This is a genomic window from Acinetobacter sp. 1294596 (assembly GCF_000582925.1).
Taxonomy (GTDB): domain Bacteria; phylum Pseudomonadota; class Gammaproteobacteria; order Pseudomonadales; family Moraxellaceae; genus Acinetobacter; species Acinetobacter radioresistens.
Genome location: NZ_JFCC01000004.1, coordinates 107,925 through 125,471, shown reverse-complemented (window position 1 = coordinate 125,471; position 17,547 = coordinate 107,925). Strand labels below are relative to the sequence as shown.

The 17,547-nt window shown below is 40.8% G+C and carries 13 protein-coding genes and 1 pseudogene; 5 read left to right on the top strand and 9 right to left on the bottom strand.

The features are described 5' to 3' along the window. Nucleotides 1–128: 128 nt before the first annotated feature. A complete protein-coding gene (locus J502_RS03370) occupies nt 129–1,850 on the bottom strand; it encodes an alpha-keto acid decarboxylase family protein (protein WP_034683128.1) in 1,722 nt (573 codons plus the stop codon). A 136-nt stretch (nt 1,851–1,986) separates the two neighbouring features. Between J502_RS03370 and J502_RS03365 the strand changes: the two genes are divergently transcribed. Beyond that, entirely contained in the window at nt 1,987–2,466 is a 480-nt protein-coding gene (locus J502_RS03365; RefSeq protein ID WP_005015053.1) for an Lrp/AsnC family transcriptional regulator, read from the top strand. Nucleotides 2,467–2,570: 104 nt separating this feature from the next. Here J502_RS03365 and J502_RS03360 read toward each other — a convergent pair whose 3' ends face one another. Beyond that, entirely contained in the window at nt 2,571–4,103 is a 1,533-nt protein-coding gene (locus J502_RS03360; protein WP_005015054.1) for a pyridoxal phosphate-dependent decarboxylase family protein, read from the bottom strand. A 3-nt stretch (nt 4,104–4,106) separates the two neighbouring features. Further along, nucleotides 4,107–5,480 (bottom strand): diaminobutyrate--2-oxoglutarate transaminase, encoded by a 1,374-nt coding sequence (locus J502_RS03355; RefSeq protein ID WP_005025302.1) that lies wholly within the window; start codon nt 5,478–5,480, stop codon nt 4,107–4,109. A gap of 469 nt (nt 5,481–5,949) precedes the next feature. Between J502_RS03355 and J502_RS03350 the strand changes: the two genes are divergently transcribed. Next, a complete protein-coding gene (locus J502_RS03350) occupies nt 5,950–6,651 on the top strand; it encodes an SIMPL domain-containing protein (protein WP_005406196.1) in 702 nt (233 codons plus the stop codon). Nucleotides 6,652–7,021: 370 nt separating this feature from the next. On the opposite strand, the gene J502_RS03345 is transcribed toward J502_RS03350, so the two are convergent. Then, nucleotides 7,022–8,134: a fatty acid desaturase family protein gene (locus tag J502_RS03345; protein ID WP_171072011.1), complete on the bottom strand. Its 1,113-nt coding sequence runs from the start codon at nt 8,132–8,134 to the stop codon at nt 7,022–7,024. 19 nt (nt 8,135–8,153) lie between these two features. Then, the gene (locus tag J502_RS03340) at nt 8,154–9,209 is read right to left on the bottom strand and encodes a flavin reductase family protein (protein WP_005015062.1); all 1,056 of its coding nucleotides are present in this window, start codon (nt 9,207–9,209) and stop codon (nt 8,154–8,156) included. Nucleotides 9,210–9,346: 137 nt separating this feature from the next. Here J502_RS03340 and fabR point away from each other — a divergent pair, with 137 nt between their 5' ends. Continuing rightward, nucleotides 9,347–10,042 (top strand): HTH-type transcriptional repressor FabR, encoded by a 696-nt coding sequence (gene fabR, locus J502_RS03335; protein WP_005015064.1) that lies wholly within the window; start codon nt 9,347–9,349, stop codon nt 10,040–10,042. 175 nt (nt 10,043–10,217) lie between these two features. Then, nucleotides 10,218–10,607 (top strand): hypothetical protein, encoded by a 390-nt coding sequence (locus J502_RS03330; protein WP_005015065.1) that lies wholly within the window; start codon nt 10,218–10,220, stop codon nt 10,605–10,607. A 73-nt stretch (nt 10,608–10,680) separates the two neighbouring features. On the opposite strand, the gene rapA is transcribed toward J502_RS03330, so the two are convergent. From rapA to J502_RS03315, 3 genes and pseudogenes are all read right to left on the bottom strand, one after another. Beyond that, nucleotides 10,681–13,518, bottom strand: coding sequence for an RNA polymerase-associated protein RapA (gene rapA / locus J502_RS03325; RefSeq protein WP_005404241.1), 2,838 nt, complete (start codon nt 13,516–13,518; stop codon nt 10,681–10,683). A 141-nt stretch (nt 13,519–13,659) separates the two neighbouring features. Next, nucleotides 13,660–14,304, bottom strand: coding sequence for an RluA family pseudouridine synthase (locus J502_RS03320; RefSeq protein WP_005015067.1), 645 nt, complete (start codon nt 14,302–14,304; stop codon nt 13,660–13,662). Between the two features lie 106 nt (nt 14,305–14,410). Beyond that, nucleotides 14,411–15,157: pseudogene (locus J502_RS03315) on the bottom strand (acyl carrier protein). Between the two features lie 186 nt (nt 15,158–15,343). Here J502_RS03315 and J502_RS03310 point away from each other — a divergent pair. Continuing rightward, nucleotides 15,344–16,126: a hypothetical protein gene (locus tag J502_RS03310; RefSeq protein WP_005015069.1), complete on the top strand. Its 783-nt coding sequence runs from the start codon at nt 15,344–15,346 to the stop codon at nt 16,124–16,126. A gap of 105 nt (nt 16,127–16,231) precedes the next feature. Here the strand turns inward: J502_RS03310 and hemL are convergent, their stop codons facing one another. Next, entirely contained in the window at nt 16,232–17,533 is a 1,302-nt protein-coding gene (hemL, locus tag J502_RS03305) for a glutamate-1-semialdehyde 2,1-aminomutase (RefSeq protein ID WP_005015070.1), read from the bottom strand. Between the last annotated feature and the right edge of the window lie 14 nt (nt 17,534–17,547).

Here is a 17,547-nt window from a genome sequence, read left to right as displayed (position 1 = left end):
CGTAATATCCTTTACACCCTTTATCATTGTTTAGAGAAATTAAGTCAGGAGCACCAAGTAAAAACCAGTGCTCCTTAAGGTCAGATTAAAATAATTTATAAAAAAATAACCGATTGATTTTTAAGAAATTAGAAAGATATTGCATTTTTACATTCTACATAGTGCTGTTCTGTTTTAAGTTTTTGGTAGCCGAAATTACCATAGTCATAACGCGCTACGACATCAGCAAATTTAAGCAGGCTCACCGGAGCATCCATTGCCGGTAATTTAAGTTCAATCAGGCTTAAACCATCATATGCCTCTACCTGATCTAACGCATTTTTTAGTTGGCCAGCGGTCTCGACCATACAAGTCTGATATTTTTCTTTACCATTGAACACCTGTACCAATTCAGTATATTTCCAGTTCTGAATATCGTTATAGCTGGCATTTTCACCCAGAATTAATCGTTCAATCGTATAACCCCCATTGTTGAGTACAAAAATAATGGGTTTGAGACCATAACGGATAATCGTAGAAAGCTCCTGCACTGTAAGTTGCAATGAACCATCGCCAATAAATAAAATTTGCCGACGTTTTGGTGCAGCGAGTAAACTGCCGAGTAATGCAGGTAAGGTATAACCGATTGAGCCCCATATAGGCTGGCAGATATACTTGGCAGTTACCGGTAAACGTAGCCCAGATAATGCTGTATTTGATGTTCCCACTTCACCCAGAATTACATCATCTGCTTTAAAGAAATTACCAATATATTTCCAAAGGATTTCATGCGACAGCTTCTGGTGTTCTGATACCTGAATTCGCTCAGTGGCTGGCGTCTCAAGTGTAGGTTTAAGTGACTTTTTAGCTGTGACCCGTAGATTCAGTGCTGTCAGCAATTCGCCAATTTCAATTCCCGGGAAGTTTTTACGTGCAGTATTGACTTCATACCGTTTAATTTCAATATAGCTGTCTTTATTGATTTTATGTGAAAACATACCCGTACCAATATCGGTAAATCTGGCTCCGATTCCAATCAGGCAGTCTGAACATTCGATCAGATTTCTTACAGATAGTTGACTGGCCGCACCAACATACACACCTGCATAATGTGGCGATGATTCATCCATAATATTTTTAGCTGTGGGAAGACAGGCATAAGAGATACCTGTTTTGGCAGAAAGTTCAGCTAATAATGTTGTGACATTAAAAATATCGGCTTCATTATCAATTAGTAGAGCAGGTTTTTTTGCTTGAGATAAGCATTTAAATAATTCGTCTACTGCCTGTTCAAGTATTTCAGGATCACTTACCGGACGTTCCAGACACAGCGGTTGATCATCTATCTGAATCTTCACATGGGTAATATCGGAAGGCAGCTGAATATGTACTGGACGGCGTTCTAGCGCGCACTGGCGCAGTACCCGGTCAATTTCTGAAGCAGCATTAGCAGGTGTCAGACGGGTCTGGGCTACCGTAAACTCACGCATGCAGTTCATAATATTGTCATAATTACCATCAACCAAGGTATGATGTATTAAAGCACCCTGAGTAACAGCATGCAGTGGTGGAATGCCTGAAATATGGATTAGGGGTACATTCTCTGTATAGGCCCCCGCAATTCCATTAATGGCGCTCAGGTCACCAACACCGTAAGTGGTGGCCAATGCAGAGAAACCATTAATACGCGCATAACCATCAGCAGCATATGCTGCGTTAAGTTCATTACAGTTACCAATGAATTCAATTTTCGAGTCAGCTTCAATTTGTTCCAGATAAGATAGGTTGAAATCACCTGGCACACCAAAAATATGCTTGATACCCAGTTCGCTTAACCGTTTATTTAAAAAATTACCGATTTCCATGAACATTTTTATCATCCTTCTCATCTATTTTTATTCCATAGAAAGATAATATTTCATCTAAAACTTATATTTCATGCATAATCGAAACGGATTTTAATAAAAATACATGATATGTGTATCATAAAGGAATAAGGTGCATATAATGGATAAATTTGACTGGCAAATCATTCAGGCGCTGCAGAGAAATGGCAGATTGACCAATCAGGAAATGGGTGAGCTTATTGGACTGTCAGCATCACAATGCTCGCGCAGACGGCAATTTCTAGAACAGAAAGGAATCATCATCGGGTATACCGCGCGTATTCACCAGCAAGCTTTAGGCCTTGAAGTTACCGCAATGGTACATGTAAATTTAAGAGTACATGAGGCCAAAAACCAGCTAGCATTTCAGGAGCTGATTGAAAGTGAAGAATGCATACAGGATGCTTTTTCTTTAAGTGGTGATGCAGATTTTATTTTAAAAGTAGTAGCAGAAAATCTGGAGCAACTTTCGCACTTTGTGACAGAAAAGTTATTATCTTGTGATTTTATTGGTCACATAAAATCTTACATTGTTTTGAAAAAATTTAAAGAACAGAATCAATTTATGCTCAAGAATAAAGTTCCCTCCTATACTTCCTAAATTACTCCATACGAAAAAATCTATGACGAGAGAAACTCCAGATTATTAATCCACCATAATAAAAAGCCGGTATCATAGACACCGGCTTTTTATAGGAACAATGTTTAGGCAATCGGCGGAGTATAACTACCCTGCTGGATTGATTCCTTGATTCGGTCAGCTTCGGTTAAAACCAGATCAAGTAAATTCTTTACATTTTCTAGTGTTGCTACCGGGCTCAAGGTCGTCATTTTCAGAGACTGAACCTGCCCCACTTTAGTTACGCCAATATTAGCTTCACCGCGGGCAAACAGCTCATCTGCTACATTCTGGTTCAATGCATCTAAAAATTCAGCTGGATATCCTGCTGGAACAACACGGAACAATACTGATGCGAATTGTGGTTCAACCAGAAGTTCCAGATCATCAGTTGCTTTGATGTAGTCTGCTACTTCACGTGTCAATTTCACGCCATGATCAATCATTGAACCATAAAGCTCTTCACCCAGTGCTTCAACCGTCATCCATAATTTCAACGCATCGAAACGACGTGTTGTTTGTAAAGACTTAGACACCAGGTTCGGCACGCCATGCTCTTCATCATAAGCTGAGTTCAGGTATTCTGCTTCATAGTGCATGAAACGGTAGTTCGCTTCATCTTTAAGCAAAAACGCACCACAAGAAATGGTTTGAAAATAATGTTTATGAAAATCGAGTGTCACAGAATCAGACAACTCGATACCATCTAGCATAGAGCGATAATCATTAGACAGAATCAGTGCACCACCCCATGCTGCATCAATATGCATCCACGCACCATATTTATTGGTAATTTCACGGATCTGTTTTAAAGGATCGATTGCACCGGCATCGGTTGTACCTGCGGTTGCCACTACACATGCCACAATCTTGCCTTCAGACTGAAGGTGAGCCATGGTTTTTTCCAGTGCATCGACATCCATCTGGGCATTTTCGTTCACAGGAACAGTGACTACTGACTGGAAACCCATCCCCATCATTGCCATGTTCTTCTGCACAGAGAAATGTGCATTTTCAGAACAGATGACTTTGACATTACGCATTGCTTCTGCAGGAATACCATCACGCTGAACAGACCACGGATTACCGTTTTCATCTTTCCAGTTTTTCGCGATACAGGCATCACGCGCAAGTAATACGCCCATCAAGTTTGATTGTGTACCACCTGAGGTAAATACACCTGCCTGACCTGAACCATAACCTACTTTTTGGCGTAACCAGTCAATCAGTTGCACTTCCATCAATGATCCGGCTGGGCTTTGATCCCATGAATCCATTGACTGGTTAGTTGCATTGATGAGTACTTCAGCAATCTGGCTTGCCACCATAGTTGGGCAATGCAGATGCGCCAGCGAATGTGGATGGTGTACTTTCAGACTTTTATTCAGAAAAAGCTCAACCATACGTTCAAGCGATTTCTGTACACCCAACCCTTCTTTAGAAGGATGAAAGGCGATTGCTTCACGGAGTTCCTTGATACTGCCGCCAGTATACATTTTATCGTTTTGCAACCATGCTGCTACGGCTTTAGTCGCCTGTTCCATTGCTGACTCATAGTCAGCAATGGATTGAGCATCATTGCAGAGTAACGCTTTACGGTGTTCTGCAAAATCTACCATGAATTATGCGCCTCGAACTGCAACAAGAGCTTCAGCAACTGCTTTCTTAAAGCGAGCAATTACTTCTACACATTCTTCCTGAGTAATGATCAGCGGACAAAGTAAACGAATTACTGTACCGTTACGACCACCTTTTTCAAGCAACAGTTTATGATTAAAACACGCTGCCTGAATTGCAGCAGCCAGTTGACCATCAGCAGGATAAGCACCAATATGATTTGGCTGCTGGCGCTCGTCAACGATTTCGATACCGATCATTAAGCCGCGACCACGTACATGGCCGATACATGGAAATTCAGCTGCCAGATTTTTCAGTTCAGACTGCAAGAACTCACCACGATCATGAGCATTCTGTGCAAGATTTTGCTCTTGAATAACCTGAAGTGACGCAAGGCCTGTACCCATGGCCAGTTGGTTACCACGGAATGTACCAGTATGACCTGCTGGCTGCCATGCATCAAACTTGCGCTTAATACCTAAAACTGCAAGTGGCAAGCTACCGCCAACTGCTTTAGACATCACCACAACATCAGGTTCAATTCCAGCATGCTCAAAGGCAAACATCTTACCTGAACGCGCAAAGCCTGCCTGAACTTCGTCCAGAATCAACACGATATTGTGTTTTTCAGTCACTTCACGAATCTTTTGCAACCATTTAGTTGGGGCAACAACTACGCCACCTTCACCCTGAATTGCTTCAAGAATAACAGCCGCCGGCTTGGTAACACCACTTTCAACATCTTCAATAAACTGTTCAAAGTAATAAGTTAAAGCGTCTACGCCCGCTTCACCACCTAGACCCAATGGGCAACGGTATTCATGCGGATACGGCATAAACTGTACACCCGGCATTAAACCATTGACTGCATTTTTAGCAGACAGGTTGCCTGTCATGGCAAGTGAACCATGTGTCATGCCATGATAGCCACCAGAAAAACTGATAACAGAGCTACGACCAGTATAGGTTTTTGCAAGTTTAATCGCTGCTTCAGTTGCATCGGCGCCTGATGGACCGCAGAACTGTAAACAGTAAGCTTCCTGACCACCTGGCAGAGATGCCAGTAGTGCTTCAGTAAAAGCATCTTTTAAAGGAGTCGTTAAATCCAGTGTATGTAATGGAAGACCACTTGCAAGTGTCTCCTGGATACTTTGAATCACCGCAGGATGATTATGACCTAAAGCCAATGTACCTGCCCCAGCTAAACAATCAAGGTACTTTGTACCTTCCACATCGGTAACCCAGCAACCATGTGCTTGTGCGATCGCTAACGGCAATTTGCGCGGATAACTACGTACATTCGATTCCATCTGACTTTGGCGAGTCAAATAATATTCGTTGGTGGAATTGGTGGCAGGGTTTACAGAAGTAACGCTCATATCGGATTACCATCTCTGATAAGGGTAAAAGAAAATAAGTCTGGTGACTTTTGGTCCTTTGACTCGGTGCTTGTTAAGAATCTAGTGAAGACACAAGGTTTTAATATCTTATTACTAGGAGCGCGATGATACCTAATTTTTAAAGAAAAAAAACATTTTTTGTGTACTTTCATAACTGTGTTTTATTGGAAAAAACGTAGAGGCTAAACACTAAATAAAATTATCTATTGAGTATGTGACACGCTCAAGAATTTACCAAATCAACTATACTTAATAGTCAACTCACGATTGCAGGCTATTAGTTTTATAAAATACTGATAATAAAAAATTTATCCTTAAATATTTTTTATAAAATGCTGAATTGGCTATTACAAAGCCACTACGATTTCTTCAAAAATTCAACATTTGTTATCATTAATATATTTATATAAAGCAATAAAACTTTCTAAAACGAACAAAAGGCTCTCTCATGCGTTATCTTGCTCTTGCCACCTTAGTTACCACTGCTGCTCTTAGTACTCATATTTTCGCTCAGGAAAATGAGAAACTGAATTATAACCTGGTTAATATTCAGGCCGAAGCGAGCCGTCAAATTTCAAATGATGAAATGCATGCCGTACTTTTTATAGAAAAAAGTAGTAAACAGCCTGCCGAGCTTTCCGCACAGATTAATCAGTTAATGAACTGGGCCATGAATATTGCGCGTAAATATCCGCAGGTCAAGGTAGAAACAGGTTCACAAACAACCTATCCGGTATATGACAATGATAGTCGTAAACTCAAAGAGTGGCGTGGTCGTGCAGAAATTCAGCTGGAAGGTACAGATTTTCGTATGACCAGCCAGCTCATTAGTGAACTGCAGCAACAATTCCAGACAGAATCAATTAATTTTACGGTATCCGATGCGCAGCGCAAAAAAGTTGAAAATGAGCTGATGGTAGAAGCTTCCAAAAACTTTCAGCAGCGTGCACAGTTGCTCTCGCAAGCATGGAATAAAGGCTCATATAATCTGGTTAGTTTAAACCTGAATACCAATAATTATTTCCCCCAGCCTTTAATGCGCAGCAGTATGGCAAAATTTGCTACAGCTGAGGCTGCTCCTGTACAGGATGTTGCCGCTGGTGAATCTAAAGTTACAGTTAATGCTAACGGTACCATTCAGTTCAGATAATCTATTTTTTGCTAATAATGCCTGAAAGTTAATTTCTTTCGGGCATTTTTTATACACTAACACCGGTTTTTTCTTTCTAGATATTAAATTTTAAAAATTCTTTTTACATAGAGACCAAGAAAACTAAGGCTTATATAAATATCTGAAAATTCCTATATTAACTTTAAAAAATATAAATGAATTAAAGAGTCATTGAAGGTTAATTCGTCATACTTCTCAACCTTGAATATATTCATCAATATTTTCTATTTACAGAAAATAAAACTTGAATTTCAAAAAATAAGAAAGGCTATCTTTAGATAGCCTTTGTAAGAGTTAAACAGACGCTTGAATTGGTTTTACAATGTCTGTGGGTCTAACTGTTTTAACTTTATTTCTTAAAGGGAAAAGCATATTTAACAATACGCCCCACCACTTGACCAAACTGTTTGGCTAAACTGGCATTATTATAATTCAGGCCAAACTTATTACAGACTGCTTCAACCTTAGGCGCCATTTGACGGTAACGGCGTGCAGGTACGTCTGGAAACAAATGGTGTTCAATCTGATGGCTTAAATGGCCTGTTAAAATATGAAATGCTTCTGAGCCTTTAAGATTTGATGAGCCACGAATTTGACGCATATACCAATGGCCACGGCTCTCATCTTTCAGAACAGTTTTTGGAAAAACTTCCACATCTTTGGTAAAGTGTCCGCAAAAAATTACACTGAAGGTCCAGATGTTGCGCACACCATTCGCTACCAGATTACCTGTAAATACAGGTAATGCTGCTGGTCCGGCAATTAGCGGGAAAAATACATAATCTCGGAACAACTGTTTAGTAATTTTTTTCTGTAACGGTTTCCACTCTTCTTTAAACTCTTCTTTTGATTTGCGCTTCATCCAGACTTTACCAATCTCAAGATTCTGGATAGCGACACCCCACTGAAACAACAGGCAGAATGGAATACTATATAGGGGCTGTAATAAAAAGCCTGGTTTCCAGCGTTGTTCTGGAAAAAAACGTAACAAGCCATATCCGATATCATCATCCATACCCTTAATATTGGTATAGGTGTGATGTTTATAGTTATGTGTCTGACGCCAGTTTTCAGAAGTCCCTACAATATCCCATTCATATTTCGGACCATTGAATTTCGGATCATTCATCCAGTCGTACTGACCGTGCATAACATTATGGCCAAGTTCCATATTTTCCAGAATTTTGGAAAGGCTTAACAAGCCAGTGCCCAGTACCCAAGCAGGTGGAAACCAGCCAGCAAACAATAGTGCACGTCCAGCTGCACCGGTATAGCGGATAGTTGAATAAATACGACGAATATATTTGGCATCTTTCTCGCCAATATCATCTAATACTTCCTGCTTGATGGCATCCAGCTCTTTGGCGAGCTGATTCATTTCATCTGCAGTTAACTCTCTATTTTTAGGATTTTTAAAAAACTGGTTTTTTATAGGTTTTGCTGTAGAAAAATTTACTGACATATTCATAATGCAAACTCACTCAAAGATCAATAACAAGGTCAGTCTGTGCGGAATTCACACAAAGTTTCAGCAGGTTTCCAGGCTCGGTACTTTCAGCACCATTCACAAGATTTCTAGTTGAACCTTGCACTTTGTTACATGCACATTTATTACAAATACCCATACGGCATCCATGTTTTGGTTTAAGGTTCATTTGTTCCAAACCTGCCAAAATAGACTGACCTTTTGGGATGGCGACTGTTTTCTCGCTTTGTAGCAAAGTAATATTTACGAAACCTGTATCAGAAGAATCAGCCTGACTTAAACTGAATGCCTCACCTTTGAATAGCACTGCCTGACTGAATAGCTCTTCAGCCAGAGAGACAAAACCTGATGGACCACATGCGTATACCGCGCTCTGTTCAGGCTGGCTTACCAAAGACAAATGTTCAGTATTTAAACGCTGGTCTGTCTGCTGAGTATAAAAAATCTGAAAGCTGAAATTGTCATTGTTCTCAGCAACTTTTTTAAAGTTTTCTTCAAAAGCTGCATCTTCATAATCTTTAACCCAATACAGCAACTGAACTTTAGCTAGAGCATCAGGCTGCTTTGCCCACGTTTCAATCATGCTTAACATTGGAGTAATACCACTACCAGCTGCCAGCAGCACCAAATTTGAAGCTTCGGGTAATATCATATCGCCATAGGGTTGGCCGAATTCGACCAGATCGCCTACTTGAGCATGTTCAGCCAGCCAGTTACTCACTACGCCCTGTTCAACCTGTTTTGCAGTTAATAAGACATGCTGCTCATCTATACGGTGCAGGCTGTAACTACGTTCATAACGTCGCCCATCTATTTCTATAAATACGGGATGATGCTGACCCGCCTGCCCCATACGAAAATGTCGGTTACATTTTATTTTCAGACTGAATATGCCATTTGCCGCTTTTTCTTTATACACAATCTGGCCTAATGACTGGTTAACTGACCATAAAGGATTTAGTTTCTTTAGCCAGAAATTTGCTGCATCCGTATCGAATACGGAACTAGTTAAAAAGGATAAAGGCGAATGTTGCTTTTTTAGAGCTTGCATAGTACATCTGAACTCTGTGGTTTTTAATTATTATACACATGTATATACATTTGTATATAAGTTTATCTGCTGTATTCGTTTCACAACGTTACGCTCTACCGCTATAATAGAATCACTCTTTCAATGTATTGAAATATATGAGCGCATCTTCAATTTCGGCCGAGCTAGAGCTAGATACTCATGTAGAAACTGCTCTGCATGAAAAAATGCCTGTACGTACGGTCGGGAGAAAAGCTACCATTACCAAGGAAGAACTGTTTCAGGCGGCTTTAAATCTGATTGGTCCACAAAAAAGTATTTCTTCTTTAAGTCTGCGCGAAGTTGCGCGTGAAGCAGGAATTGCACCTAACAGTTTTTATCGGCATTTCAAGGATATTGATGAACTGGCAATTGCCCTGATTGAACGTTCGGGTATTGTATTACGTCAGATTCTACACCAGGCACGTCTTAAGGCTCTGAAACAGAGCAGTATTATTCGAAGTTCAGTGAACGTATTTATAGAGCAGTTAGATGCAGATGAAGGTAACCTCAGCCTGCTATTACGCGAAGGTTATACTGGTTCACAATCTTATAAGGCAGCAGTTGACCGACAGCTCAACTTTTTCCAACAAGAACTCCAGGAAGATCTGGTGCGACTGGAACGCTTAAATCATAGCAATATGGCACATCCAGATATAGCAGCAAAAGCTATAACACAGCTGGTGTTTAATATGGGTGCACAGGTTATTAATTTGCCATCAAGTGACCGGCAGGAAATTGCCGAGCAAACTATGATCATGATCAGAATGATTCTTGAAGGCGCCCGTCATCTGGATGAATCAAAAATTCGATAATCTTTTTATACAGCAGTGAAAATAGCGGCTAAATAGGCCGCTTTCTTCTTTCCAAAAATTTAGTTTAAATCTGGTTATTTAAAATATTTACTGCATTTATTTACGCTTTCATTGTAGTTGTTTGCGGTAAAAACAGCTATAAAAAATCCATCTGGTGAGTTTTAAAGGAGCTGAAATGCGCCTGATCAATACTTTCCCTAAACTTCGGCAGCAGAATATACAACTGGATTTGTCTCAGCCTCAATCCTGTATTTTAGAAACTATCCATCAAAACTGTGAGAAATTTGACGCAGATATTATTGTTGCTTCTGAACAAGAGGCAGATTATGCCCTATCGTACGCCTATATTAATCCTTTTATAGCTATAGCCATCAAACGTCCAGCATTAGAAGCAGTTAATTTAGCAACCCTTCCAGCCCGATCACATGTATGGGTGTATGTAGATGCAACTCATCCTGCCTATGCAGGTCTAAAGAACCGTTATCGCATGCTAAATAGTGAATATGAATTTGACCATGAAATAGAGCAGCTGGGGCGTTGCCTGTTTCAGTTACCTCAGACATAAATACAAAATATTTATTTAAAATACTTATACAAAGAAAGAGCCTCTACCAAGGAAGCTCTTTCTTTAAATATTTTTAAGGTTTAACTACAACCAGCACCTGAATTGCTTCTGGCGTAACCGATAGGCCATCAAGCAAGTTCAAGCCTTCTCTTTGCAGTTTTTGCAATCGTTCAATCTCGTCCTGCCGGATACTAGGGTTAAACTGTTTCAGATAACTCAGACGGTCAATTTCATACTGCCATTTGCTACCATAAATTTCTTTTGCCTGCTGCTTAAGCTCAGGCAATGCAACTCTGGCAATATCCAGCGCCTGTTTATAACGTGCATCAATGACTTCACGGCGTGCCTTGACCACCTGACGGCAACTATTACCATCCAGATGATGTAGATAAGGTTTCAAAATCGAAGGATCAATCTTTTCAGATAAATCCTGGCCATTTTCACTCAGTAATACACGTACTAACTGTTTTGGCAGGCTTGACTGTAAATTTAATGCCTTTGGCGCTACTACATCGACCTTAAACCATATTTCAAGCAATACTGAGCCCTGCTTTAATGCATTCGACTTAAGTACTGCAACATTGGTACTCCCGAAAGACTGTGTACGGATCACTTCCATTACACTTTCAGTAAATGGATGCTCAAGTGTCAGATATTGAGCATCTTCACGGATCTGGGCCTGATCGCGATAGAAGGTTGCAGTCATGCCTTCTTCATCTAGAGTCAGACCTTGAACCTGCATCTGATCAGTTGGTTTAATGATTACTGTACCATTACTTTGCTCATCAAAATCAATATTGGTTGAAGCCATAAAACGCTTCATAAACATTGGCAAAGTGGTATTGTCATCATAATCTTCAAGTGCCTGAACAATCTCCTGTGCAACAATTGGCCGACAAGAGTTATATTCCAGCAAGCGGTCACGACCGGCCTGCAGTTCACTCTCCAGTGCCTGACGTTGTACATTCACTTCTTCCAGTAAATCCTCAAAGGTTTGCCCCTGATCAGACAGTAAACAATCCTTCAGCTCAACAATAAAGTTTTCCTGCAGAGTCTGTGCAGCTGGTGAAATATTACTAAAAATATTCAATGCTTCATTGTACCAGCGGAACATACGCTCTTGAGCTGTACCCACCAGATAAGGTACATGAATCTGGATACGGTTCTGCTGACCTATCCGGTCCAAACGACCAATTCGCTGTTCCAGAACATCGGGATTCGCAGGCAAATCGAATAAAATCAGGTCAGATGCAAACTGGAAGTTCCGCCCTTCAGAACCAATCTCTGAACAGAGCAGAATCTGCGCACCATAGCTTTCTTCAGCAAAATATGCAGCAGCCTGGTCACGTTCCAGCAGGCTCATGCCTTCATGGAACATGGCTGTACGAATACCTGCATGTAGACGTAACGCATTTTCCAACGCTTCAACTACAGGTCCGCTGCGAGCAATGAGCAACACCTTATTATGTTTCAAATCTTTGCGCAGCATTTCCATTAACCATGCAACGCGCGGATCACTTTCCATCCATGCGCCATCGATTTGACCTTCTTCCGGCCACATCTGTTCGCGAAGTTTACCGTCCATTGACCAGGTTTCAGGTGCTGGCAATGGTGCCGGACGGCAGTCACGACCAGGAAAGCCCTGGATGGCCTCCCGCGTATTACGGAACAGAATACGGCCAGTGCCATGACGGTCAAGTAACTCGTGAATGGCCCGGAAACGCTGTTCAGGCTGGTCTTCAATCTGGTGGCCCAACAGGTCTTGAACAGCATTTAAATGCTGTTCAGAAAGCGGCTCATCAGACATTAAGACTTCAGCAATCTGGGCTGTATGCTGGTACTGCGCTTCTTCATCCAGAAAACGTTCAAGTGAGCTGAAACGTTGAGGATCAAGCAGACGTAGGCGAGCAAAATGGCTCTCTACCCCTAACTGCTCAGGTGTTGCAGTTAATAGCAGCACACCCGGGGTCTTTTCAGCCAGTTCCTCAGTCAGGTCATAACGGTCATTCCCGCCTTCTTCCTCGCTCCACATTAGGTGATGTGCCTCATCGACAACCAGCAAGTCGAAACCAGCTTCTACCGCCTGTTCACGCAGGTCATCATGGTCAATCATCAGATCAATACTGGCAATGATGCATTGTTCGGTCAGGAATGGATTTAACTCAGGATCATGTTCCTTGATCGCGGCAGTACGGGTTAAGTCAAATAGCGAAAATTGCAGATTGAAACGGCGACGCATTTCAATCATCCACTGATATTGCAGTGAATCCGGTACTAGAATTAAAATACGTTCAGAACGACCAGTTTTAAGCTGCTGGTGAATAATCAGGCCAGCCTCAATTGTTTTACCCAACCCGACTTCATCGGCCAGTAAAACACGTGGTGCAAAGCGTTGTCCTACTTCATGGGCAATATAGAGTTGGTGAGGAATAAGCCCGACTCGGGGCCCAATCAGCCCTCGTAACGGACTGGTCTGCATTTGTGCCTGCATGATGAGGGCTTCAATACGCAGGTCATACCACTCTTTATAGTCAATCTGACTAGCCAGCAGTCGGTCTAAAGGCTTGGAAAGCTGAATCTGGGCACCTACACGGGTTTCATTCAGCGCTTTGCGTTCCTGTTCACCATTTTCCAAGGTACGGACAACATTATAACGAACTACCCCGTGGCGGTCTTCAAGCGACTCGACCAGCCATTTATGGCCTTCCTGATCCTGAATTTCATCATTAATATTGAAAATGATACGGGACAATGGCGCATTATTTCGCGCATAAACACGAGTTTCATCGCTTTTTGGGAATAAAATGCTGATCGATCGCTCATCAACATCAATAAGAACACCTAAACCGAGTTCTGTCTCTGTATCTGATAACCAACGTTGACCAATAGCGAACTGCTGCAATTTTTCCACCTTTATTTCAAGTTAGCACTACATTTTAAAACTCAAACCCGATAGTTTTTGAGTATGTTTATGTAGTCTTTAAGCAATGTATTTTGGCATAAAGCTCGCCCGAAAGAGAACTCTAATAAATCTCGAAAATCTGTATTTTATTTAAAATGGGACCGGGCAATAGAAATTTAAAGCCTCACCGGTCTGCGGATGCGCAAATCCCAGCTGCTCGGCATGCAGGCATAAACGGGGCATCAACTGTTGCTGCTCCAGATCTGCATATAAGGTATCGCCAACAATAGCATGGCCAAGATACTGCATGTGTACACGAAGCTGATGCGAACGACCGGTAACTGGAACCAGTTTGACACGCGTCACCTGCTGACCGTTTATTTCGAATTGCTCAATTGCCTGCCAATGTGTCAATGCTGGCTTATTATGATGAGCATCTGCAATATGCAAAGGCGGATGAGCTGGATCATAAACAACAGGAACATCTACAGTTCCTTCACCTTGCAGATGCCCTGCTACCAGCGCCTGATAGGTTTTTGTCGTCTGGCGTTCCTGAAATTGTCTGGCAATTGAATTTTGTCCACGCCGGGATAAACCGAAAACCAGAATACCCGAGGTATCCCGATCCAGACGATGAATTAAAAGTGTTTTAGGTTCAATTGCGACCAGACGTGTCAGAACGCTGTCAGACAATGCTTCACCTTTACCGGGAACACTGAGTATGCCTGATGGTTTATGAATTACCATAAAGTCTTCATCACGATGAATCAGGTGTTCGGCTAGAAAATTACCCAATGCTTTATTCCGATCGCGAATTTAAAAACAAGCCGGCAATAATAGAAATCTTGGCGAATAATTACAATGCGCATTTAAGCAATTGGTGATGAAATTTCCGATTATGTTAAGAAAACTGCTCAATCAGAGCCAAAATTTTTGCTAACTGCAAAATATAATCGAGCAATTCACTTAGGAAACTATATTTAAATAGATCTGCCTGACAAACGCTCGCATCCTCATGCACACCATATATTTAATACCCTCATCATGTTAACAGCATTCAAGCCATTATATTTTAAATCAGTCTATGGATTAATCTTCAGCGCCTTCCTTTTGAGCCATTTTGTCTCCAGCGCCTTTACTGTAGCTATGACTTCTCAGCTTGAAACTATATAACTTGATGGAGCACTCAAATCCCAAAGCCGGGTTAAACTATAACTGTTCATATGGTGCAAACCTTCTTTCGAGATATTTTCTATCCATTAATATGCTGTTCCTGATTAGCCAGCAAGATGGCATCATCCACAATACAGAGTTGATCCGTCACACTTTGCAGATGCGGCAGAATCTGTTTGAGCATCGGTGTTACCTGTCCTGCGAAGACTAACTGGGGATGAGTGGAAGTATATTCACCAAGCTGCTGCATACCTTGTATCAGGTCATCGCCATACAGGTCGACCACAGGAATATTTAAAGTTACAGCCTTATTATTGATTTGAACAAGATTACTCATAAGATCAGTTTTCTGAACCATAGCCTGCATTTTTAAATTATGTAGTCCAACCAGTACCAAAACCGAGCCTGATGATGAAATTTGCCATTTGGCTTGAGATCGGGCAAGCTGGATTTTCTTGGGCATCGCGTACAGCATTAAGGACTCTTTAGAAGAATTAAGCATTCATTATAATAACTGATGGGCCGGATTAGAATTTAGAAATTTCAGATATCAGTTATTTAATAAATTTGAGGATTTTTTACGCTAGTATTATTCAGTTAGAGATCATTATTTTTATGATATAAATCTCTCAAGCAAACAGATTAATTTAAAAATATTATTATGGTCACGCTTTATATTGAAAATAAAAAGGATCCTCTTATAAATGATGAGGCGCAGGAATTAATATGCTTTGCTACTGTTCATGAAGTTAAATCCTGGCAAGCTCTCTTTGATCTATATTTCCAACTTAAAAGACAAAATTCTGTCAAAAAAGTACTTTTTCTTTTAGAAGATATTGGACAATGTGAATACACTTCCATGCATGCGTCCATGGAAGACAGACTATATTTCGATACCACTGAACTTGTTAAAGATGATCTGGACAGTAGTTGGGATAATGTCAAACCCTTTGAGTTTCAATATCATATCCAGCAACTTTTAAAACCTGAACATCTAATAGAGATTAACAGGCTATATAATAAGTTCAATTATAGTGAGCAGGATTTATCTCTTCTAATTAAAATCAACAAATATCCTGAACAGATTCTAGATGAAATTATTCAAGTAAAACTGGTGGATACTACCAATGAAACTTATAAATTTGCAGCACAACTTAATGGCTACTTTGCTGGTGATTTAAATCCTTTTGAGACCTTTAGCCTGATTCAGCACTTAGATCAAAATTTTGGCTTAGAGTATATAGGTCTAGGCGCAAGTTTATTATTTTTTATTAAAACCACAAGGTTTAATGAAAGCAAAATAGATGAACTTCTGAACGAACTAAAGAAAATTTATCAGTCTAGTCAAATAGGCTATATACAATTAAAACAGCATTTACTTGCTCATCAATATCTTATTTTACCCTACGTAGAGTCGTTAGAAATTTTTGATTTTGACGAATAGATTAAATAAAAAATCTATTATTTCTGCTTTACTGAGAATACACATGAGCAAATAGGTTGAACAACCCGACCAGAGTCGGGTTGTTCCTGCATGACTTCAAAACTGTTAAGCTTTCATTTCTTCAAATGTTTCTTTTGCTGCCTGAATAGTAAAAGTTATATCTTCATCACTATGGGCTGCCGAGATAAATCCAGCTTCAAAAGCAGAAGGTGCAAGATTAACACCACGTTTTAACATACCGTGGAAAAACTTTTTAAAAGCTTCTACATCACAGGCCAGCATTGAATCAAAACTGGTGATATCTTCCTGATCAGTAAAGTACAGACCAAACATACCGCCGGCCTGCTGGGTTTTAAAAGGTATACCAATCTCATCTGCGGCTTGCTGTAAACCTGTTAACAGTTTTTCGAGTTTAACTGTAAGATTTTCATAAAAACCCGGTTGGCGTAAATTTTTAAACATTTCAATACCAGCACGCATGGCAAGCGGATTACCAGATAATGTACCAGCCTGATATACCCCACCCAAAGGCGCGATGCATTGCATAATTTCGCGCTTTCCGCCGAAAGCACCTACGGGTAACCCGGCACCAATAATTTTACCCAGTGTAGTCAGGTCAGGCTTAACATCGTAATAAGCCTGTGCACCACCTAGAGCAACCCGGAAACCTGTCATTACTTCATCAATGATAAATACGGACTTGTATTCATCACAGACATCACGGATTGCTTGCAGGAAACCATCAATAGGCTTAACCAGATTCATATTCCCTGCAACCGGTTCTACAATGACACCAGCAATTTCATGGCCAAATCTTGCAAAACAGTCTTTTAAAGCAGCAATATTGTTATAAGGCAGAGTTAAGGTATGTTTGGCAAAATCTGCTGGTACACCTTTAGAGGTTGGCTCACCTTCTCCTTTGGTTAACAAACCTGAACCTGCTTTTACCAGTAATGAATCCGAATGGCCATGATAACAGCCTTCAAATTTAACAATCTTGTCTCGACCGGTATAACCGCGAGCTAAACGGATCGCGGTCATGGTAGCTTCTGTACCTGAGTTGGTCATACGCACCATTTCAATAGATGGCATAATCTCACAGATAATATCTGCCAGTGTAGTTTCATGAACAGTAGGCGCGCCAAAACTCAAACCATCCTGAGCGGCATTTTGTACTGCCTGAATAATATCTGGATGTGCATGACCCAGGATCATTGGACCCCATGAGCCTACATAGTCAACATAACGCTTATCATCTTCGTCCCAAAGATAAGCACCTGCAGCTTTTTTAATAAAGACCGGCGTTCCCCCTACACCATTAAATGCACGCACCGGAGAGTTTACGCCACCCGGAATATGTTTACTGGCTTGCTTGAATAACTGCTCTTGCTTTGGAGATAAGCTCATGGAAGGTCTCAACT